The sequence below is a fragment of the Colwellia demingiae genome, assembly GCF_007954275.1.
Taxonomy (GTDB): Bacteria; Pseudomonadota; Gammaproteobacteria; order Enterobacterales; family Alteromonadaceae; genus Colwellia; species Colwellia demingiae.
The window spans coordinates 381,228-402,136 of sequence record NZ_VOLT01000005.1; the positions used below are offsets into that span (position 1 = coordinate 381,228).

15 protein-coding genes and 6 tRNA genes are annotated in these 20,909 nt (G+C 37.4%); 14 read left to right on the top strand and 7 right to left on the bottom strand.

Features of this window, described 5'->3' with window-relative positions:
• Window positions 1-44: 44 nt before the first annotated feature.
• The 5 genes from ESZ36_RS12190 to hemA all read right to left on the bottom strand — a co-directional run bounded on the left by ESZ36_RS12190 (window position 45) and on the right by hemA (window position 5,257).
• The gene (locus tag ESZ36_RS12190) at window positions 45-866 is read right to left on the bottom strand and encodes a SirB1 family protein (protein WP_146788221.1); all 822 of its coding nucleotides are present in this window, start codon (window positions 864-866) and stop codon (window positions 45-47) included.
• A gap of 82 nt (window positions 867-948) precedes the next feature.
• Window positions 949-1,314, bottom strand: a complete 366-nt coding sequence (locus ESZ36_RS12195; protein ID WP_011044310.1) for a SirB2 family protein — start codon at window positions 1,312-1,314, stop codon at window positions 949-951.
• 150 nt (window positions 1,315-1,464) lie between these two features.
• Window positions 1,465-2,316 carry a peptide chain release factor N(5)-glutamine methyltransferase gene (gene prmC, locus ESZ36_RS12200; protein ID WP_146788224.1) on the bottom strand — a complete coding sequence of 284 codons (852 nt, stop codon included), beginning with the start codon at window positions 2,314-2,316 and terminating at the stop codon, window positions 1,465-1,467.
• 23 nt (window positions 2,317-2,339) lie between these two features.
• Window positions 2,340-3,428 carry a peptide chain release factor 1 gene (gene prfA, locus ESZ36_RS12205; protein WP_146788227.1) on the bottom strand — a complete coding sequence of 363 codons (1,089 nt, stop codon included), beginning with the start codon at window positions 3,426-3,428 and terminating at the stop codon, window positions 2,340-2,342.
• A gap of 563 nt (window positions 3,429-3,991) precedes the next feature.
• The gene (hemA, locus tag ESZ36_RS12215; protein ID WP_146788233.1) at window positions 3,992-5,257 is read right to left on the bottom strand and encodes a glutamyl-tRNA reductase; all 1,266 of its coding nucleotides are present in this window, start codon (window positions 5,255-5,257) and stop codon (window positions 3,992-3,994) included.
• A 195-nt stretch (window positions 5,258-5,452) separates the two neighbouring features.
• Here hemA and lolB point away from each other — a divergent pair, with 195 nt between their 5' ends.
• From lolB to ESZ36_RS12275, 12 genes are all read left to right on the top strand, one after another.
• Window positions 5,453-6,100 (top strand): lipoprotein insertase outer membrane protein LolB, encoded by a 648-nt coding sequence (lolB, locus tag ESZ36_RS12220; protein ID WP_146788236.1) that lies wholly within the window; start codon window positions 5,453-5,455, stop codon window positions 6,098-6,100.
• Window positions 6,101-6,146: 46 nt separating this feature from the next.
• Window positions 6,147-7,049: a 4-(cytidine 5'-diphospho)-2-C-methyl-D-erythritol kinase gene (ispE, locus tag ESZ36_RS12225; RefSeq protein ID WP_146788239.1), complete on the top strand. Its 903-nt coding sequence runs from the start codon at window positions 6,147-6,149 to the stop codon at window positions 7,047-7,049.
• A 161-nt stretch (window positions 7,050-7,210) separates the two neighbouring features.
• Complete coding sequence (locus tag ESZ36_RS12230) at window positions 7,211-8,155, top strand: ribose-phosphate pyrophosphokinase (RefSeq protein WP_011044317.1); 945 nt, start codon at window positions 7,211-7,213, stop codon at window positions 8,153-8,155.
• Between the two features lie 296 nt (window positions 8,156-8,451).
• Entirely contained in the window at window positions 8,452-9,087 is a 636-nt protein-coding gene (locus ESZ36_RS12235) for a 50S ribosomal protein L25/general stress protein Ctc (protein WP_011044318.1), read from the top strand.
• A 30-nt stretch (window positions 9,088-9,117) separates the two neighbouring features.
• Entirely contained in the window at window positions 9,118-9,702 is a 585-nt protein-coding gene (gene pth, locus ESZ36_RS12240; RefSeq protein WP_146788242.1) for an aminoacyl-tRNA hydrolase, read from the top strand.
• Window positions 9,703-9,736: 34 nt separating this feature from the next.
• Window positions 9,737-10,828 carry a redox-regulated ATPase YchF gene (gene ychF / locus ESZ36_RS12245; protein WP_146788245.1) on the top strand — a complete coding sequence of 364 codons (1,092 nt, stop codon included), beginning with the start codon at window positions 9,737-9,739 and terminating at the stop codon, window positions 10,826-10,828.
• A 726-nt stretch (window positions 10,829-11,554) separates the two neighbouring features.
• Window positions 11,555-11,631 (top strand) — tRNA-Met (locus ESZ36_RS12250).
• A 64-nt stretch (window positions 11,632-11,695) separates the two neighbouring features.
• Window positions 11,696-11,780, top strand: a tRNA-Leu gene (locus ESZ36_RS12255).
• 42 nt (window positions 11,781-11,822) lie between these two features.
• Window positions 11,823-11,897: transfer RNA gene (locus ESZ36_RS12260), tRNA-Gln, on the top strand.
• A gap of 56 nt (window positions 11,898-11,953) precedes the next feature.
• A tRNA-Gln gene (locus tag ESZ36_RS12265) sits at window positions 11,954-12,028 on the top strand.
• Between the two features lie 115 nt (window positions 12,029-12,143).
• Window positions 12,144-12,228 (top strand) — tRNA-Leu (locus tag ESZ36_RS12270).
• 93 nt (window positions 12,229-12,321) lie between these two features.
• Window positions 12,322-12,398, top strand: a tRNA-Met gene (locus ESZ36_RS12275).
• A gap of 366 nt (window positions 12,399-12,764) precedes the next feature.
• Here the strand turns inward: ESZ36_RS12275 and ESZ36_RS12280 are convergent.
• Window positions 12,765-13,958, bottom strand: a complete 1,194-nt coding sequence (locus tag ESZ36_RS12280; RefSeq protein WP_146788248.1) for an FAD-dependent oxidoreductase — start codon at window positions 13,956-13,958, stop codon at window positions 12,765-12,767.
• 86 nt (window positions 13,959-14,044) lie between these two features.
• Entirely contained in the window at window positions 14,045-17,260 is a 3,216-nt protein-coding gene (locus tag ESZ36_RS12285) for an EAL domain-containing protein (protein ID WP_170235832.1), read from the bottom strand.
• Window positions 17,261-17,535: 275 nt separating this feature from the next.
• Here ESZ36_RS12285 and ESZ36_RS22900 point away from each other — a divergent pair, with 275 nt between their 5' ends.
• On the top strand, window positions 17,536-18,009 hold the full coding sequence (locus ESZ36_RS22900) for a hypothetical protein (protein ID WP_246129081.1): 474 nt from the start codon (window positions 17,536-17,538) through the stop codon (window positions 18,007-18,009).
• Window positions 17,963-20,773, top strand: a complete 2,811-nt coding sequence (locus ESZ36_RS12290) for a ligand-binding sensor domain-containing protein (RefSeq protein WP_246129082.1) — start codon at window positions 17,963-17,965, stop codon at window positions 20,771-20,773. The genes ESZ36_RS22900 and ESZ36_RS12290 overlap by 47 nt, the downstream gene beginning before the upstream one ends.
• Window positions 20,774-20,909: the final 136 nt, after the last annotated feature.

A 20,909-nucleotide genomic window follows, 5' to 3' on the forward strand; every position in this document is an offset into this window, starting at 1 on the left:
TTTTGTTTTTTGTTCTTATTTTTATTCTTGATAAAGTAAAAATTCTAGTGAAGTACGTTATTACCTACATCAATTTTTTCAAGTTGAATTTTTAATATTTTCGCTGCGGGATCTTTAGGGCATTGTTCTACGAAATAACGGTAATCATCTACCGCCACCTTAAAACAATCAAGCTGGTGCAGCAAGAAACCACGGTCTCTACGTTGCAATGGATCGTCAGGATTTAATGACAAGATAACATCAACACACGTTAATGCCTTATCAAATGCCTGTTCATGGATCAAAACGTTTTTCAGTGCTGATAAGTGTTCGACCAAAGCAACACTGTCATCAATTGCTTTTAATTCTTGCTCTCCAGGATCGCCATCTAACTCATCTAAGCGCACATCAAGCTCAGTCCAATCGAGTGATTCACCTGTTATTGCATCAAAAATAATAGCGTATTGCTCATCACAACACAGGCGTACCATAATTTTATTTGGAATAAATACTAAGTCTGTTTCAAAGCCACAAGCGGTTATTATTTCTTTAACTAAAGCCGCCTTAACAACAGGTGACATTGCACGTTGATTCAAACCTTTTGCGACACTATAAGCAGAAATAGGCCAGCGGGTCTGATAACGATCTATAAATAAGTGTTGAAAGTATAATTCATTAAGTAAAGCTTCAGCTTTTTCTAATGGCGATTCAATTTCGCTTATGATAGCAATACACTGGCTGATAATTAATTCTAAGCTATCTAAAGATGCTTCTGTTTGCACAGGTTCTTTAGCACTATCGGCAAAAACATGCTCTTCAATTAGTACAAGTTTTTGTAGTAGATCTTTATCGACAGACTTTAATTCTGATAAAAACAATTCATTCATAACTAATTATTTTAATGACTCCGTTTGATGCTTAACCAATAAACTTGATTTTGCATTTTAGTTCAGACTTTAACTGTAAATTTTAGCTAAAAAACATCGCTTCGCGAGTTATTGCTAAGCGCACTATCAACATTACCCAGCCCATAGCACCTAAAAAACCAAGAATTTGCATCGGCCTATTACGCGCTAATTTCAAGGTATAATAGCCAGTAAATATATAAGCAAACAAAGCTAGTATTTTTTCAGCTAACCACATTTGTTCCATTGGATTTAAATGTAATTTTACTGCTAATGAAATACCGGCAATAAGTAAAAAAGTATCGATAACATGGGGACTTATCTTTAACCATTTACGGTCAAGATTTTTTGATGCCATTAACGTTAAAATAAAACGGTAGGTGAATAAGCTAATGCTCAGTACTGCAAGGGTTATATGTAAATGTTTCAAAGTTATTCCTTTTATTTTAGCAAATGGTTCTATTAATTCGTCCCATTGCTCATTCAATTATTTTTGCATAGTGTATCGATTTTAGGTTATCAAAACGTTTTAAAGTGTAACCCTATCGTAAAAATCAACAATTAAGTTAAACAATAAGTATTAACCGACTTGCAATTTTGCCCAAGTGATACGCTCATGACCATTAAAGTCTCTAACAGTTTGTGCATTCTCATAACCTAAGTTCGTTAAGATATTTCTAACCGCTTTACCTTGCTCAAAACCATGTTCAAAAAATAGAGAACCGTGAGTATTGAGAAAATTAAGTGCTTGTTGTGCTATGTGCTTAATATCGCTAAGCCCTTTATCATCGGCAACCAAAGCAGAATCAGGTTCAAACCGCACATCACCTTGGCTTAGATGCTCATCTAATGCATCGATATAAGGAGGGTTAGAAACAATCACATCAAACTTCCCCTCATTAACCGCACTAAACCAATCACTTTGAAATATATTCACGTGCGATAAGTGTAGGTCTTGCGCGTTTTGCTTGGCTAGGTTTACTGCATCAAGACTAAAATCAATAGCGTCAATTTGCCAGTTTGGTTGTTCTGATGCAAGCGCTAGTGCGATAGCACCAGTGCCAGTGCCAAGATCTAAGCAATGTAAGGTATCTAATTCACCAAAATGTTCAAGTACAAGTTCAACTAAAATTTCAGTGTCCGGACGTGGGATAAGCGTAGCTGGCGAAACCCGAAATGGCAGAGACCAAAACTCTTGCACTCCGACAATATAAGCTATGGGCTCGCCCATTATCCGCCTTTGTAATAAGGCGAGATACTGCTGTTCAGATTGCTTAGTTACTTCTTTCTCAGGCCAGGTAAGTAAGTAACTACGCTCCTTATCAAGCACAAAACACAAGAGGATCTGCGCATCGAGCTTAGCACTATCAGAACAGGAAGCTAATTGTTCCTTACCATGTGCTACCCAGTGGGCTATGGTGGTATTTTCCATTGGTATGACTGACAAAATTACGATTAATGTTGTTCGGCTAATTCAGCTAACAAATCGGCTTGGTTTTCCTGCATTATCGGCTCCATCACTAATTGTAAACTGCCTTCCATAATTTCGTTTAAACGATATAGCGTCAGGTTAATACGGTGATCACTCATGCGACCTTGCGGAAAATTGTAGGTACGAATACGTTCAGAGCGGTCACCACTGGCAACGAGATTACGACGTGATGATTCTTCTTCACTACGACGTTTTTCATCTTCAGCCTGTTGAAGGCGTGCTTGAAGTACTGACATCGCTTGAGCTCTGTTTTTATGCTGTGAGCGTTGTTCTTGACACTCAACCACCACACCCGTAGGAATATGGGTAATACGAATAGCCGAGTCTGTTTTGTTAACGTGCTGACCACCTGCGCCTGAGGCACGGAAAGTATCAACTTTTAAGTCAGCTTTATTAATTTCAATCGCATCTGCCTCTGGAGTTTCAGGCATAACAACCACGGTACAAGCCGAAGTATGCACTCTGCCTTGAGATTCAGTCGCTGGTACACGTTGTACACGGTGACCACCTGACTCAAATTTCATATGACCGAAAACACCTTCTCCATTGATTTTCATGATCAGTTCTTTATAACCGCCCTGCTCACTTTCATTGGAGTTCATGACTTCAATTTTCCAGCCTTTCTTTTCTGCATAACGGCTGTACATTCTAAATAAATCACCTGCAAAAATAGCGGCTTCATCACCACCAGCTCCGGCACGAATTTCAACAAAACAGTTGTTATCATCGTTAGGATCGCGTGGAAGTAATAAAATTTGTAATTCATCTGCAATATCAGCAACCGCTTTTTTCGCGTCTTTGAATTCTTCCTGTGCCATTTCTCGCATATCAGGATCTTCATCTTTCAGCATCAACTCTGCGGTGGCAAAATCATCTTCAGCGCTTTTATAATTATTAAAAACTGAAGTCACTGCATCAAGCTGCTTAAACTCTTTAGATAAAGCACGAAACTTTTCTTGATCGCTAATGGTTGCAGGATCGGATAATAATGCCTGTACTTCTTCAAAGCGCTCTACTAGCACTTCAAGCTTTTGATAAACTGATGATTTCATTGGGAATATTCTTATATTTTAGATAAGGAGGACTAAATTACTGCTATTCTACCACAGTAATAACGCAATCCACCATGTCCGCTGCAAAATGTCATGGTGGCGCAGGAACAGAGTTGGGGGATATCAATCTTTCAGGATTATAATTTGTTCAATTTAAAACGGATTTAATCACGATCAAATTTTTAGCATAGCTATGCTATACCCAAGCCACTTCAAAATGCGAGTTTCAGGATGCCTGAGCGGATCATGATCAAGGCGCATCTTTTTATTAAGGGTTATTCCCTTAAAAACAGATGTAACGATGAACATGTTTTGCTCAGTCATCCCTACAGGGCTGGTTTAGAAACGTTTTATCCTGCGTTATTGATTTTGAGAAGGGAACAACCATTCTCTTCAATAAATGCCTTGCCTAAAGACGTTTCTAATTCCAGCTGAATCCTGCATTTTGAAGTAACTTGGGTATATACCAAAAAAATGAGATAATTTCCCTTATGAGTACTCACTAAATTCCAGCTGAATCCTGCATATTGAGGTAACATGGGTATGAAGTAATACGAAGTCTACTATTGAGAATCTATATTAAAGATGTCACGTAAATAGATAAGTTTATCAAGTTCACCACCTTGGGCAGCAGACTGGAGAGCACTGGTAGGTGCATGCATGAATTTATTGGTTAGCTTAGTGGCAAGTTCTGCTAGGACAGCCTCTGAATTTTTACCATTTTTTAATTGAATGAATGCTTTTTCGAGTAAAACATCACGGTTATCTATACATTGCTTACGATAACTAATAACAGTGTCTTGCGTATTTAAACCGCGTAACCACGCCATAAAATCATCAGACTGGGTATTAACAATGCTTTCAGCTTGAACGGCAGCTTTACGGCGGTTTTCCATGTTCTTAGCAATAATGCCTTGTAAATCATCAACGGTATATAGGAAAACATCTTCAAGTTCTGAAACTTGTTCTTCTATATCGCGTGGTACTGCAAGATCAACCATAAAAATAGGTTGGTGCTTACGTGACGCTAAAGCTTGTTCAACCATGCCTTTACCAATAATAGGTAAAGTAGAGCCGGTAGAGCTGATAACAATATCAGCATTACACATATGTTCAGGTATTTGCGCTAAGGTTATAACATCAGCGCCAATTTTCGTTGCCATGTTTTCAGCACGTGCTAGTGTTCGATTAGCGACGGTGATTTTACCAACATTATTTTCATATAAATGTTTTGCTACTAACTCAATAGTTTCACCCGCACCAACGAGCAATACTTTTGTTTTTTCAAGGCCGCCAAAAATATGTTTAGCTAAATTTACTGAAGCAAAGGCCACCGATACTGCACTAGCGCCAATTTCAGTTTCGGTGCGAACTTGTTTTGCCACACCAAAAGTACGTTGAAACAACCGGTCCATGATCAATGACATAGAGCCAGCAGCTTTTGCTTGGCTATAAGCTTGCTTCATTTGACCCAAGATTTGCGGTTCACCTAAAACGAGAGAGTCTAAACCACAAGCAACGCGCATCATATGATTAACGGCTTGTTGGTCTTTATGCCAATATAGGCTAGGTAAAATAGTTGAGGCAGGTACGTTATGGTAACTTTCTAGCCATTTAATTAGGCGTTGTTGAGTAACATCAAAGTCACCGTCTTGTACTAGGTATAATTCTGTTCGATTACAGGTAGAAAGAATAGCAACTTCACGACACTGTACTGCATTGAGCATTTCTTGAAGGGCAATAGAAAGCTTATCTGGATTAAAAGATATTTTCTCTCTCACCGCAACAGGCGCAGTTTTATGATTAATTCCAACAGCAACGATAGACACAGTAATAAACCTATTTTGTAAACATATCCGACAAGTTTTATAGAACTTGTTTTATCTAGTAACGTAAGTATACCCTAAGACCTGCTATTAAAATATGATCTGTGATAAAAGACCCTAAAATTAATACTGCTATTTACAAAGGCTAAAAAGCTATGTTTCAATAACAATTATCATCGTTTTAAGCACTTATCATTAATGTCCCTACTTTATAAAGCTAACCTTTATTCACCCTATTTACTCACCCTTGCCTTATGTACGCTTGTACTATCTGGTTGTAGTACTTTGCCTAATAAAGAAACCCAGGTATTGATTAAACAAACATCCCAACAAAGAATTAACAAGCTACAGCAATTACAACAGTGGAAAATAAAGGGCAAAATAGCTTTTATTGATAAAAAGTCACGCAGTAGCGCAACATTATCATGGCAAGTTGATGAAAATGAAAACACCCAACAACTCAATTTAACCACCTATTTAGGGATAAATGTTCTACAACTTGATTCGAATGCTAACAGCCATAAAATACAAGTAGATGGAAAAACCTATCAAGGCCGTGATTTAGAGGCACTTATTCATTCCATTACCGGCTTAACTCTACCAACTCAAGCACTGACGTTTTGGCTAAAAGGTATTGCCTACCAAGAAGATGATAGTATTCATTATCAAAAAGCAACGCAGCTACCACTAACGTTATCAAGCTATTATAATAATGAATTATGGCAAGTCAGTTACGCTAACTATCAGCAAATTGATGGCTATAGCTTAGCGACTAAGTTTTCGATTAAAAAAGATGATTTATTAATTAAAATTGTTGTCAATGACTGGTCTATTACCAACAAATAATTGGCTATTGCCAAATCATATCACTCAAAATAAGTAGAATATTTACATGACTTGCGCTTCTAACTCGAACTTTTTTCTTAATAAAGCGATTGAATTCCCCTCTCCGGCAAAGATTAACTTATTTTTACACATTGTCGGACAACGTGAAGATGGTTATCACAATTTAGAAACACTTTTTCAATTTATCAATCATAGCGACACCCTTACCTTAACGGCTACCGAAACGCCTGATATAGAATTATTAACGCCTATTGATGGTGTTAATAATGACGATAACTTAATTATAAAAGCAGCACGATTACTCAAAGATAAAAGTAATACAGATTTAGGCGTTAAGATCAGTATCAATAAAATCCTACCAATGGGTGGAGGTTTGGGTGGTGGTTCATCAAATGCAGCGACCGTTTTAGTTGCACTCAATTTGTTATGGCAATGCGAGTTTTCTTTAAGTGAATTATCATCGTTAGGTTTGAGTCTTGGTGCCGATGTCCCTATATTTATTCATGGCTTTTCCGCCTTTGCCCAAGGCGTAGGTGATGATCTTACCGCTATCAAACCACAAGAGTCTTGGTATTTGATTACTAAACCTGAATGTAGCATCTCTACAAAGGAAGTTTTTACTGCTGCAGATCTACCTAGAAATACTAAGAAACTTGCCCTCTCAGCCCTTAACACTAGCGACTTCGTCAATGAAAGCTTTCATAATGACTGTCAAACATTAGTAATTAAAAAGTATCCCGAGGTTGCCAAGTTACTGGCTTGGTTGGTAGAATACGCACCCTCAAGAATGACAGGAACTGGTGCGTGTGTTTTTACGCAATTTTCTAGTTATCAAGAGGCGCATTCATTACAAGCAAAACTCCCTAAAGGAATAAGCTCTTTTGTTGCGCAAGGACTGAATAAGTCCCCACTCTGCTCTGTAATAGCAAAGCTATCATTGAGCGAGTAAAGTTTTATAAAGATTTGCTAACTTAACCAACACGGCTACTTTTAAGCGCAATTATTGTGTTTAAAAAAAGCTGCTACAGTTAAGCCGGCCTATACTGTTCAATGATTGCTTATCAATCAGAGAGCCTACTATTAATGTCAAATATTTCTGAGGAATCGAAAGTGCCTGACATGAAGATTTTTGCGGGTAATGCCACCCCTGAACTGGCCAAAAAAATTGCTAATCGCCTATATATGCCTCTAGGTGATGCTAAAGTCGGTAGTTTTAGTGATGGTGAAATTAGTGTTGAAATAAACGAAAACGTCCGTGGTGCTGATGTTTTTATTATTCAATCAACCTGTGCTCCAACCAACAATAACTTAATGGAATTAATTGTAATGATAGACGCTTTGCGTCGTGCCTCTGCTGGCCGTATCACTGCTGTAATCCCTTATTTTGGTTATGCTCGCCAAGACAGACGCGTACGTAGTGCTCGTGTACCTATTACTGCGAAAGTAGTTGCTGACTTCTTATCAAGTGTTGGTGTTGACCGTGTATTAACCGTTGACTTACACGCAGAGCAAATTCAAGGTTTCTTTGATGTGCCTGTTGATAATGCGTTTGGTACTCCTATCTTATTAGATGATATGCAAAATCGTGAGTTAGACAACCCTGTTGTTGTTTCTCCTGATATCGGTGGTGTAGTTCGTGCTCGTGCAGTAGCTAAATTACTTGATGATGCTGATTTAGCTATTATCGATAAACGTCGCCCTAAAGCAAACGTTGCACAAGTTATGCATATTATTGGTGAAGTTGAAGGCCGTGACTGTATTATCGTAGATGATATGATCGATACTGGTGGCACTTTAGCTAAAGCAGCAGAAGCATTGAAAGAACATGGCGCAAAACGTGTTATTGCTTATGCTACTCATCCTGTACTATCAGGTAATGCAGCACAAAACCTTAGAGAATCTGTTATTGATGAAGTTGTTGTTACTGACTCAATACCTCTTTCTGATGAAATTAAAGCACTTAAAATGGTTCGTCAATTGACATTAAGTGGAATGCTTAGTGAAGCGATTCGTCGTGTAAGCAATGAAGAATCTATTTCTGCAATGTTTGACTAATCACTGGCAATTATCGCCTAGCGATTAATGACTACTATTGCAAAAAAGCAGCCTCCACCTAGGCTGCTTTTTTATTGCCCTTTTCTTCCCCCTGTACGCCCCTCAATTATTCTGTTTATTTAATAGCTTTACTTCACCCTAAATGTTATTATGCCGCGCCTTTTTTATCTAATAGCCTAGTTATTTATAGCTGGGATATTGAATGTAGATTCAAAATGGTGTCTCCTTGTTTTTGGTCGCAAAAAACAAGATAAAATTTTTAAGTTTTTTAACTTATATAACAGAAGAGTATTAAAATGACTGATTTATTAACATTAGAAGCTGAAGTACGTACTGATTTAGGGAAAGGTGCGAGCCGCCGCCTACGTCACGCGAACAAAGTTCCTGCTATCCTTTACGGTGAAAATGAAGAACCTATTTCTTTAACTTTAGAGCACAAAAACGTTTTCCGTGCTCAACAAGAAGAAGCGTTCTACTCGCAAGTATTAACATTGAACATCGCTGGCAAGCCAGTTGAATGTCTAATTAAAGACATGCAACGTCATCCGTTCAAGCAAGTTGTAATGCACTTAGATTTCTTACGCATTGATGCAAAGCACGCTGTTCATGCAAACGCTCCTATTCACTTCTTAAACGAAGATGAAGCGGCTAAAACTGGCGCGAACATTTCTCACCACATGAATGAAATCGCTATCACTTGTTTACCAAAAGACTTACCTGAGTTCATCTCAATTGACTTAGCTGGCTTAGAACTTGGTCAAACTATCCATTTATCAGACGTTACATTCCCTGCAGGCGTTACTTCTGATGAATTGGCTAAAGGCGAAGATCACGATCTAGCTGTTGTTTCTGCTAATGCACCTAAAGCTGCAAAAGTAAGCACTGACGATGAAGCTGCTGCTCCAGCAGAAGAAGCTCCAGCTGCTGAATAATAGCCACATTCATTTATAATATTATAGATAATGACTATTAAACTAATTGCGGGGCTGGGAAATCCTGGCCCCGAATATAGCAAAACACGCCACAATGCAGGTGTTTGGTTCGTAGAAGAACTAGCACGTAGCCATAACATTTCCCTTCGTCCCGAAAAAAAATACTCTGGCCTTTACGGCAAAGGGTTAATTGCGGGAAACCTTGTTCACTTATTAATCCCCACTACATTTATGAACCGTAGCGGTCAAGCAGTTGCACCTCTAGCTAATTTTTATAAAATATCGGTCGATGAAATTTTAGTTGCCCATGATGAATTAGACATGTTACCTGGTGTTTGTAAGATTAAAAAAGGCGGTGGGCATGGCGGACACAATGGCTTGCGCGACATTATAGATCGCATGGCTAACAATAAAGATTTTTACCGGTTACGTATTGGAATTGACCACCCGGGTCATCGCGATAAAGTAACGGGTCATGTACTGGGTAAAGCGCCGAGTGCAGAACAAGAAAAAATTGAACAGGCAATCGACGAAGCCAGTCGATGTTTAGATATTTGGCTAAAAGACGACTTAAAGAAAGCGCAAAATAGCTTACACTCTTTTAAAGCTGAATAAAGACACGTTAGTAAATAATCAGTAGGAAATAATCATGGGTTTTAAATGTGGTATCGTTGGCTTGCCTAACGTCGGTAAATCAACACTATTCAATGCACTTACCAAAGCAGGTATTGATGCGGCAAATTTCCCTTTTTGTACTATTGAGCCAAATACTGGCGTAGTACCTGTACCGGATCCTCGCTTAGACAAATTAACTAAAATAGTTAATCCTGAACGTGTATTACCAACGACTATGGAATTTGTGGATATCGCAGGCCTTGTTGCTGGCGCCTCAAAAGGTGAAGGTTTAGGCAATAAATTTTTAGCTAACATTCGTGAAACCGATGCCATTGGCCATGTTGTACGTTGTTTTGATAATGACAATATTATTCATGTTGCTAATAAGGTCAGTCCTCTTGATGATATTGATGTGATCAATACTGAATTAGCTTTATCTGATATGGACACAGCGGAACGTGCTATTTTTCGTTTAGCAAAAAAGGCTAAAGGCGGAGATAAAGACGCTAAATTTGAAATGCCGGTATTAGAAAAAATATTAAAACACGTTGAAGAAGGCCACATGGTACGTTCTTTAGAATTATCTAAAGAAGAAAAAGCAGCCGTTGATTACTTGAACTTTTTAACACTAAAACCAACGATGTATATTGCTAATGTCAATGATGATGGTTTTGAAAACAACCCTTACCTTGATGAAGTACAAAAAATAGCTGATGCAGAAGGTGCTATCGTTGTTGCTGTTTGTGCTGAAATTGAAAGTGAATTGTCTGAAATGGATGATGAAGACCGTATTGAATTTATGGCTGAAATGGGCTTAGAAGAGCCTGGTCTAAATCGTGTTATCAATGCTGGTTATTCCCTACTACACTTGCAAACTTATTTTACTGCCGGCGTTAAAGAAGTACGCGCATGGACAGTGAAACAAAATGCTACCGCACCTCAAGCTGCAGGTGTTATTCATACTGACTTTGAGAAAGGTTTCATTCGTGCCGAAATAATTAGTTATGACGACTTTATCGAATTTAACGGTGAGTCAGGCGCTAAAGAAGCTGGCAAGTGGCGCTTAGAAGGTAAAGAATACCGTGTAAAAGATGGCGACGTAATACATTTCCGTTTTAACGTATAACATCCTGTAAAATTTCATAATTCATAAAGGCTCATCACGATGAGCCTTTTTTGTGCCTGTAAAACACTAACGACATCAATTGAATTAATTAAGGTTACAGTCTCCATTTTAAAAGAGGCAAGATAATAAGTTTTAAAGAACAAGGCACTTGACTGAGCAATGGCTAGCTATTGAGGTTGAGAGCATTTGTAAATGTTCACTTACTTAATGCAATTGTTATAACACTCATCATAGAACCCACTATGCACGATCAGAGCACCTAACTTTACTTATAGAGCGTTTTTTTAGCAAATAAAAATGATTTAGTAACTTTTTAAAAACAAAACTACCTAACAATTTGTGTCATTTACAATGGACTGATATGTTGCAGCAATAATTAATTCAGTTTTGACACTAAATATTAAGCATGAGTAGTCAAATAATTTATAATTAATACGTTGCTAGCTAAAGAATTACGCAAGAAATAGATAACTTAACCAAATATTCAGCACATCTAACTGAGCAAATGTGAGAAAGACAAACTTACCTCTTTCGTTATAAAGACAAAAGCATTACCTATTTCATCAGAACAATGCATTTATCACCTTTTTTCTGCATAGATATTCGTCAAACTGCACACGCAATAGCCAAACAAATAAAAAGTGCAACTTTTTTGAAAATAACTGTTGACGCAAGGCAAGTAGATTAGCATAATACGCCGCACTTGCTACAGAGCAGGTTGGTAAAGGCTACATAGCTCAGTTGGTTAGAGCACATCACTCATAATGATGGGGTCCCAGGTTCGAGTCCCGGTGTAGCCACCATTTTACTTCAGTATTTATACTTTAGTAAAAAGAGTTCAAGTCTCTTTAAAAATTTGAATGTAATGCGGGTTTGGCGGAATTGGTAGACGCGCTGGATTTAGGTTCCAGTATCGCAAGATGTGAGAGTTCAAGTCTCTTGACCCGCACCATTTCAAAGCAACTATGTTGCACGTAAAAAGTAAGTACATTGCAGGGATATAGCCAAGCGGTAAGGCAGCGGGTTTTGATCCCGTCATTCAGAGGTTCAAATCCTCTTATCCCTGCCACTTTTTATTAATTAGCTTCTAATTATAAAAAGTCTGTGATGTAATTACCTCCCTGTAGGGATATAGCCAAGCGGTAAGGCAGCGGGTTTTGATCCCGTCATTCAGAGGTTCAAATCCTCTTATCCCTGCCATTTTTATATGGTAGTTTAAAATTCAAAACTGATGTTTTGTTTTTTTATTTCAGAAAGTAAATTATTTTACCTCTGTTATAGTAGAGCTCAAGTCTCGTTAAAAACTTGGATGTATGCGGGTTTGGCGGAATTGGTAGACGCGCTGGATTTAGGTTCCAGTATCGCAAGATGTGAGAGTTCAAGTCTCTTGACCCGCACCATTTCAAATTTCTAGAAAATCAAATAAACACTCCCTATCTATCTAAAGCATTATAAGTGACTACTTATATTAGATAGCTATTTGTGTTTTTAATGGCTACATAGCTCAGTTGGTTAGAGCACATCACTCATAATGATGGGGTCCCAGGTTCGAGTCCCGGTGTAGCCACCATTTTTACCTCAGTAAAAATGCGTGCAAGTCTTTTTAATCATACCCTTTCAAAGTATCTAGAAAACTCACATATCACTTCAAGTACATCACAACTAATACTTACAAATACAAAATCTTATACTTAACTATTCGTTATTCATATTAGTTATAAAAGTTAACCATATTGCTCTGCCATACATATAAGACTTCATCAGTGATAACAGCATGATCAGCTAACCATATTACTCATGGATGCTACTTCCATAATGTTTATCGCTTTAAAAGCCTATCCAGCACGTTAAAAACACATTGTATAACTCTTCCATCATAGTGTGAGGGTTCAACTCCCACGAGCAATGATTTCCCATTTAGCTCTCATTGATTTATCTATAAACCACAAGCATAAGCCAGAGCTTTGTTTTTGATGGTGCTGTTCAGTACAGGTACTTTGTTAACCGCTAACAAGGCTAAATTACGAGCAACTTTGATGAGCGGTGAAGGATGACTAAAGCTGGCATATAATGCATCCATGGTAGACATCATAAGTAAGTTATCTTTACGTCTCATTTTTTCATAACGTGCTAACACTGCCTCATCATGCCAAACGTCGCCATTGCCGATTGCTTCGGCGATAACATGCTGCAAGGCAAGAACATCTTTAAAACCAAGATTTACCCCCTGCCCTGCCATTGGATTGATGGTATGAGCCGCATCACCTAATAACAATACTCGTTTATGCTGATAAGTATTAGCGTGTCTACGTGTTAATTTGAAGTCACCTTTGGCCAGCACTTTGATATCACCCAATTGTGCAGGAAAGCATTTAAGTATTTCTTGTTGCAGTTGGCTATTTGATAACGAAGCTAGACGGGTAATTTCATCACGTTGGTGATACCAAACTAAAGAGGCATAACCGCCTAATGAGCTTTTTCCTGGCAGTGGTAAAAAGGCTACTGGCCCGGTAGGTGAAAATTTCTGCCAGGTAATGTCTTGTTGGCACATTGAAGTTTCAACATTAATTAACATTGCTGACTGTGGATAATCCCACCCTGTCATACCAATAGCTGACATTTGCCTTACTTTTGATTGTGCACCATCAGCGCCAATAACAAGCTTTGCCGTTACCACGCTATTGGTTAGTGTTAATGTTGCTTTGTTATCGTCTTGTTTTAAGGAGAGTAAACTTTCTGGACAGAAGGTTTGAATATTACTCATAGCAGTAATATTCTGCCATAACGCGAGTTGAATCAACCGGTTCTCTACAATATGTCCTAGGTGTGATTGTTCAATGTTGTCTGCATCAAATTCAGTGTAAGCACTTTCATATTCCCAAACACCTAAACGTTTGTAAGGACAACAGCGCCATTGCTTAATTTGTTGCCATGCGCCAACTTGAATGAGTAAGTTTTGTGAGGCTAAAGAAATCGCTGATACACGTAAATCAAGAGGTTGCTCTGCGCTGAAATCTTGGGGCGTAAATTTCTCCACCAAAGCGACCTTTAAACCAAGCTGCGCTAAGGTCAATGCACTTGCTGCACCAACCATACCACCACCAATAACCACACAATCAAAATGTTCCATACTTTAATGTTCACAACAATATCGGAATAGATCCTTATTTTACCCAAGCACACGAACAATTTCGACCCTTTATCAATTAATTAATATCAACTTGACCATTTAGGCGGATTATCGACGTGTTGGCATAAGGCAATCAAGGCTGTAGATTCGATTGGTTTAGAGATAAAATATCCTTGGCCATAGTCACATCCCAATGAACGTAAGTAATCGTAATGCTGCTTAGTTTCTATGCCTTCACCAACAAGTTTTAACGATAAGCTATGCCCAATTAAAACGACTGCTTCAACTAAACTTGCATCGGTTTTATCATCAATAGATCCCGCAATAAAAGAGCGATCGATCTTCATTACATCAATTGGAAAATGTTTTAGATAGCTCAACGATGAATACCCAGTGCCAAAGTCATCCATATAAATAGCGACGCCCAAACTGCGAATATCTTGTAAAGTAGTCATCATTTCTTCTGAATTATCCATCAATGAACTTTCGGTAATCTCAACTTTCAAGCTAGATGGCGAAATATTATTAACTTTCAAGGCTTTTTTTATTATGTCTTTTATCGGTGTTTGACTCGTTTGCTTGCATTGCCGACTAGACACATTAACGGCAACTTGTATTTTCATGCCAAGATCGTGCCAAAGCCTTAAATCTGTACACGCCTGTTCAATCACCCATTGCCCAATAGGTTCAATCAAGCCAGCCTCCTCCGCTATTTCTATAAAGCTATCAGGGTAAATTAATCCTTTATCTGGGTGTTGCCAGCGAATGAGTGCTTCAGCGCCAATAATTTCGCCAGTATCTAGCGAAACTACCGGTTGATAATGCAAGATAAACTCTTGGCGCTTAATGGCTTGTCTTAACGCCTGCTCTATATGCATCCGTCTACTGACAGTTTCATTCATGCTCTTAGTAAAAAATTGAAAAGTATTACGACCCGCAGCTTTTGCTTGATACATCGCGGTATCAGCATTTTTAAGTAGTAATTCAACATTGTCACCATCAACCGGGCCGACCGTAACGCCTATGCTTGCTGAAACAACGGCTTCATTATTATTTCTTAAATGAAAAGGCATCGATAGACTAGCCAAGATATTTTTAACGACTCGTTCAATAGCAAAACGATTAGACAGACCTACTAATAGAACAACAAACTCGTCACCGCCAAATCGAGCTACCGTATCTTTTTCACGTATACAGTTTCTTAATCGAATCGCCGCCAACTGTAATAACTCATCACCACTGCTGTGTCCCCAAGTATCATTGACAAATTTAAACCTGTCTAAATCAATGAACAACAAGGCTACTTCACTATCTTCAGCTTTATCTTCCTTCAATTTATTGTGTAATCTTTCTAAACATAAACCACGGTTAGGTAGCCCTGTCAGTGAGTCATAATTAGCTTGTAACCAAATATCTTCCTCATACTTTTTATGCTTGGTGATGTCTGAAAATAAACTAATATATTGGAGCGGCTTTTTATCTTGGTCTCTCACCACTGAGATGGCTAAAAATTCAGGGTAAATTTCACCATTCTTTCTTTTATTCCAAATCTCACCTTGCCAGCTATTATCTTGCTCAAGAGATTGCCACATTTTTTGATAAAAGTGATTGTCATGCTTACCTGAATTTAGAATATTAGGTGACTTACCTAATACCTCTTCTATGCTAAAACCACTGATATGACAAAATGCAGGGTTAACGGTTTCGATCATATTATCAGCATTCGTTATCATGATTGCTTCTGAGGCATACTTGAAAACTGCCGCGGAAATCCTTTGCTCGCCTTCGGATTTATTACGCTCGGCTAACATCTGATTAAAAGCTATCACCATGTCGGATATTTCATCATTTCCTTTGACTTTCAATGGCTGATTAAATTTATGCTCAACCTCCATTGTTGTCATTGCGGTACTGATATATTTTATTTTTGCAATAATGCGCCTAACCACTAAGAAAGAGAAATATAAGGTTGTTAAAAAAACCAAAATGAATGTTGTTACGTAGATCACTAGACTATCAATCGCTTGTTGCTCTTCATGACTAGCCAAGTCCTGCATTTCAGAACGGATATGGTTACTGATTTCTCTAAATTCATCAATGCGTAGCGAGGACAAATACCACCACTGCTCTGTATCTATACCGACTATATTTTGTTGTAATTCTTTAATGGCTGCAACGGCCTGACTATCATCAATACGAACCTCTTCATCTATTTGCTCAGCATGTCTTCCTTTGTCTCTTGACATTTTTGCTATTAAAATATGCTGGTGGTATCGATTTAGGGTTTGCTCAATGATATAAACAGCTTGTTTTTCATCATCTGTTAAATTGGCAATTTCATTGAACATTGTCAGATAGTTTTGGCTGCTAGATAACCGTATTAAAAAGCTATCGTAGTAATTCGCTTCGCCCCTTAAGATATAGTTTTTAAAGTCATGTATTAGGCCGCCATAGCCTATTTCTCGTTCTAGTTGGGCTAATTGCTCAGCGCGTATTAATTTTTCATTAAGTAGACTTCTAATACTCAGTACTTGCTGGTTGTTACCTGAATTAAGTTGTCGTTGTAACCAGAGTTGATGATGTGATTTTGACACAGAGAATAAATCATTAATGAGCTTTGTTTGTGCATTGCCATAAGAAATAACTTGCTGAAGCTGGCTTGCATATAACAGTTTAGTATTTAGCAAAGCGTTTAACGCTCCACGTTCCTGACCTGATTTCTCTTGTAATTTGAGTAAATTAAGGAAGTCGATACTATCTCGATTTTGTTCGTTACTTTTAAGATGAACTTGAACTTGTGATATTAATCGTAACAGGTCCTCATTAAACTGGGAGTAGTAAGCAAAGTAACTGCCGCTCTGGTAATCATCAATTTTGCTACGTGTCTGCGATAGTCCTGTAATGCTTACAAAAATATCTTTCAACACGTCATTGATTACTTGCTGACTGGCGATAGTATTGAGCTGTAATTCTGTTAATTCAATACGTTGAATAAAATCAATAGTGTGATCTATACGGAGATCTGTCCGCAGTCTTTGTTTTTTTAATTGAACTAAGTTTTTATGACTACTTCGGTCGATAACTCCTGCAGATAAACCTCGTTCTTTTTGTAGTTCATAAATTAATTTATCAATTTCACTCGAAATTTCTATCGACAAAATAGCTTTACGAGCCAGTTTAATATCCTCTAAATACTCACTGGTATGGTTAAGCCCAAAGCATAAAATGATTAGCCAAGGAAGCAATAAGAATGTTTTTAGTCGCGCACGAATACTAAAATGACAAACAAATTTTTGGAACATTACAATAGATCTACTTATTTTAAGTAAAAGGGATAGTAGGACATTTTGAATGGATGCTATCACAAGCATAAAAAAACAAATTTGTTTGATATCAAGATAGTCAGACAATGCTTGTTTGTCTTCAAATTTCAGCTATAGTAAAGTGCCAAACCATTGAAGTTAAATATAAATATTGCTTTTATTGGCTAGGGAAATATTACTAAAAAAAAAGTTATACCTTCTTAGGTAACTCAGTAGTAATTACAAACGATTTAACTAATCATTAAGGAAGCATTATGTCTGCATTGTTACAAAATCCCACCACGGAACGAACTACCGAAGAAAAACGATTGAGTAAGGACATTAATTTAATTTATGATTTTACTGAAAAGCCAAATCGAACTCATTTAAAAGCACAGAGTGATAGAGCAGTTGTTGCTAAGCTTCGTGCTGATTTAGTATTACCTAACAATAAAATTCTAACCGTAGATATAGATTTTGATAGTACAAGCGGCTACCATGACAATACTATGATGGTTATGGATGACTTTGGTGTTGAGATGCTAGTCACTGCCTTCGCAGTAAAATACGGCCAGCAATTTGCTGATAAAATATCTAACGCTTGGGCAGAAAAAAATCATCAAAATGATCCTCGAAAACCCACTTACTTGCTGGTACAAAAGCCAAGCATTCATGATGGCTTGCCACAAGTTTTTGTCGCCTGTGGAGAAAAAGAGCACAATAAAAGTAAGCCACAAAGTATCGTTTGATATCCAGCTAAATAAAATATTCAAGGCTAAGTTTTCTATACTTCTAGTACTTAGCCTCTTATCCGTTAGCTTTTTAAGTGAAGCCAACAATGCAACTTCGATTAAAACCCTAAGTAACGTTAATAAAATACTCCAAGACAAGGACGGTTTCGTCTGGTTAGCTGGCCAACAAGGATTAACGCGCGTTGATGCTAATAGTAATATTACTTTTTCGCTCAGTAATAAAGAATGGCCACTGCCGTATTCTTGGATACATAATATGAGCCTTGTTGATGACAAGCTTTTACTTGCCACAGAAACTCACGGTTTATGGTTATTTCACACTAAAAACGGTACGGTTAAAAAAGTCCCTGTTAATATTCCAAGACAGAGCCATTTTGATGCAGTAATGTTTAAAGATCAGTATTACATCAACGCGCCAAATAAGTTGTATCGATATAACCCAAGTACTAAAAAAACTAATGTTATTGATAATAATATTATCATTGACCACCTTGTTCATAATCAAAGACACCTATACATAGCGAATGATGAAGGTTTATTTCAACTAGAAGATGACCTACTTATTAACGTTATTGATGAGCCTATTACAGCATTAACTGCCCTATCTAATGCGGTGATAGCTATAACAGCGAAAAAGATTTACCGCCTATCCGATGATGGAAAGATCTCGAGTATCAAGCACAATGAGACGATTTATGGGTTAACTAAAGCGTTTAACAGTGATGACTTCTTTACAGTAAATAAGAAAAATATTATCACCAAGTATGACGGTCTGATACTTTCAAAAATTCCGCATCACTACGGACAAAGTAAAACGGTGCGGATTAGAGACATATTTCATGACGCTTCGGGCGTTCTATGGTTAGTAAGTAATCAAGGTGTTGAGCAAGTTAATGAGAACTACATCACCAATCATGAAGTTATTTTTGATATTCCAATCAATGCTAATGAAATGAAACTATTTAATAATGAGATCATTATTGGTAGTTATGGCGCTGGTTTACAAAACTTCTTAAAACCTATATTTAAGCCTAGTACCAATACTGACTTCACTAAAGAAGGCCTGAAAATATTTGACGCAATAGAGGTAAATGAAAGTCTATATATCGCAAGTTTAGATGGTTTGTGGCGCTATGATAAAAGCCAGGGAAAAGTTACTAAACTGAATATTATTGCCGAGCAACTTGTATTAAAACTTAAGCATGAAAACAACTTACTCTACATAGCCACTAATATTGATGGCCTCTATATATATGACTTAAATAGTAAAAAAATCATTAATCATATCGATGTTAAAAAGGGTTTGTCGAGTCCTGAAATTATTGATGTCCTACCATTAGAGGATGGAAAAATATGGATTGCAAACAGTAGGAACATTAGTATTTATGAAGAAGCAACCAACGCGATCACAACACTTAACTCGCCAAATAAAAGTAAAGTAGTTTCATTTGTTTTAGCTGACAACAAAATTTTTGCTTCAACCCTCGGTGATGGCATTTTAGTTTTTAATCAACAAGGTGACTTATTAGCTCAACTTTCTAAAGGTCAAAGCTTCACCGAAATGTTATCAATTAATGACGACGTATGGGCATCTGGCCAACCAGGTTTATATCGTATATCGCCAAAAAACTATCAAGTCACCATGATAGAGAATACTCAGCAGTATTCTTTTGTCAGCAGTATGTTAGTTAAAGATGATACGCTTTATGCCATCCATTACAGTGGTATTTTAGCACTCGACCTATCTGAAAAAGAACAGTTTAATCCGAACGTTATGATAAGCAAAACAACGATTTCAGGTAAGGCTTATTTACTCAATAAAACGATTGAAATTGAAAGTGGCAACGATGTCATCACCTTTGACTTGGCCAGTTTAGACTACCGCCCAGGGTTAGCAAAAAAATATCAGTATCGAATTAATAATAGCCAATGGCAGCAAATTAGTAATAATCAACTAACGTTAACTGGCCTGGCTTCGGGTCATTATAATATTGAGATTATGGCAACCAATAGCTTAGGTCATTGGAGTGACGTAAAAGCTTATACTGAAATAGATGTCGCCTATCCTTGGTACTGGACAGTAGAACTGAAAATTATTTATATCATCTTAATATTGTTTGTCGTGTTGTTGACCTCTTGGTTGCTTTATTTACGGACGAAGTCAATTAGGAACATTCACAACTTGCTCAAAGATGATATGAGAAATTGCGGTCGAGTGATGAAAACTATTCAACGCAATTTACAACTCACCTCCACATCACTAGCAAGTAATGAAGTAGAACAAAGTAAGCAATTAATTGAAAAAAGTATATTGGTGCTTAAAGAGAGCCTTGACTCACAGGAACCCGATAGTCTTGCTGGCAAAGACTTAACGGTAGCGATTCCTTTCTTAGCTAACTATATTCATAGCAAATACGAAGTAAAATTACACTGTACTCTTGATGATAAAATCGATAGTTTGAATTATGAGTTAAGGTCAGATGTCTATAAAGTCATCTTTGAAGCACTCATGTCGGCAATATTCAATAGTGAAGCACAAAACTTCAACCTTACGTTACAAGAGGTCAAGCAAAAGCTATGGCTCACTATTAATAGCGACAATGATTCTTTTAACCAACTCAACAGTAGAATAGACTTCGATCTCGCTAGTTATACGATTCGTCAAATTACCAGGAAACATCACGCCTCAATCAATACTTTTGATAATGATGACGGTAGCAGCCAACTTGTTATTAGCTTCCCATTAATGACTTTAAATTAGGCACTTCTTTTTTGATAAAACAAAATAATGAAGACATTTGCCTTATTCATTCGAAATTAGTCACCAATTGGTATAAAATACGCGTCCTTTTATCTGTACGGGGCTTGCTTAGGCATTTCCAGTACGAATTCGTGTG

Coding starts and splice junctions, on each gene's coding strand:
- ESZ36_RS22900 (WP_246129081.1), top strand. CDS start 17,536: ATGTCTGCATTGTTACAAAATCCCACCACGGAACGAACTACCGAAGAA.
- prmC (WP_146788224.1), bottom strand. CDS start 2,316: ATGGAAAATACCACCATAGCCCACTGGGTAGCACATGGTAAGGAACAA.
- ispE (WP_146788239.1), top strand. CDS start 6,147: ATGACTTGCGCTTCTAACTCGAACTTTTTTCTTAATAAAGCGATTGAA.
- ESZ36_RS12190 (WP_146788221.1), bottom strand. CDS start 866: ATGAATGAATTGTTTTTATCAGAATTAAAGTCTGTCGATAAAGATCTA.
- ESZ36_RS12235 (WP_011044318.1), top strand. CDS start 8,452: ATGACTGATTTATTAACATTAGAAGCTGAAGTACGTACTGATTTAGGG.
- ychF (WP_146788245.1), top strand. CDS start 9,737: ATGGGTTTTAAATGTGGTATCGTTGGCTTGCCTAACGTCGGTAAATCA.
- ESZ36_RS12285 (WP_170235832.1), bottom strand. CDS start 17,260: ATGTTCCAAAAATTTGTTTGTCATTTTAGTATTCGTGCGCGACTAAAA.
- ESZ36_RS12280 (WP_146788248.1), bottom strand. CDS start 13,958: ATGGAACATTTTGATTGTGTGGTTATTGGTGGTGGTATGGTTGGTGCA.
- pth (WP_146788242.1), top strand. CDS start 9,118: ATGACTATTAAACTAATTGCGGGGCTGGGAAATCCTGGCCCCGAATAT.
- lolB (WP_146788236.1), top strand. CDS start 5,453: ATGTCCCTACTTTATAAAGCTAACCTTTATTCACCCTATTTACTCACC.
- prfA (WP_146788227.1), bottom strand. CDS start 3,428: ATGAAATCATCAGTTTATCAAAAGCTTGAAGTGCTAGTAGAGCGCTTT.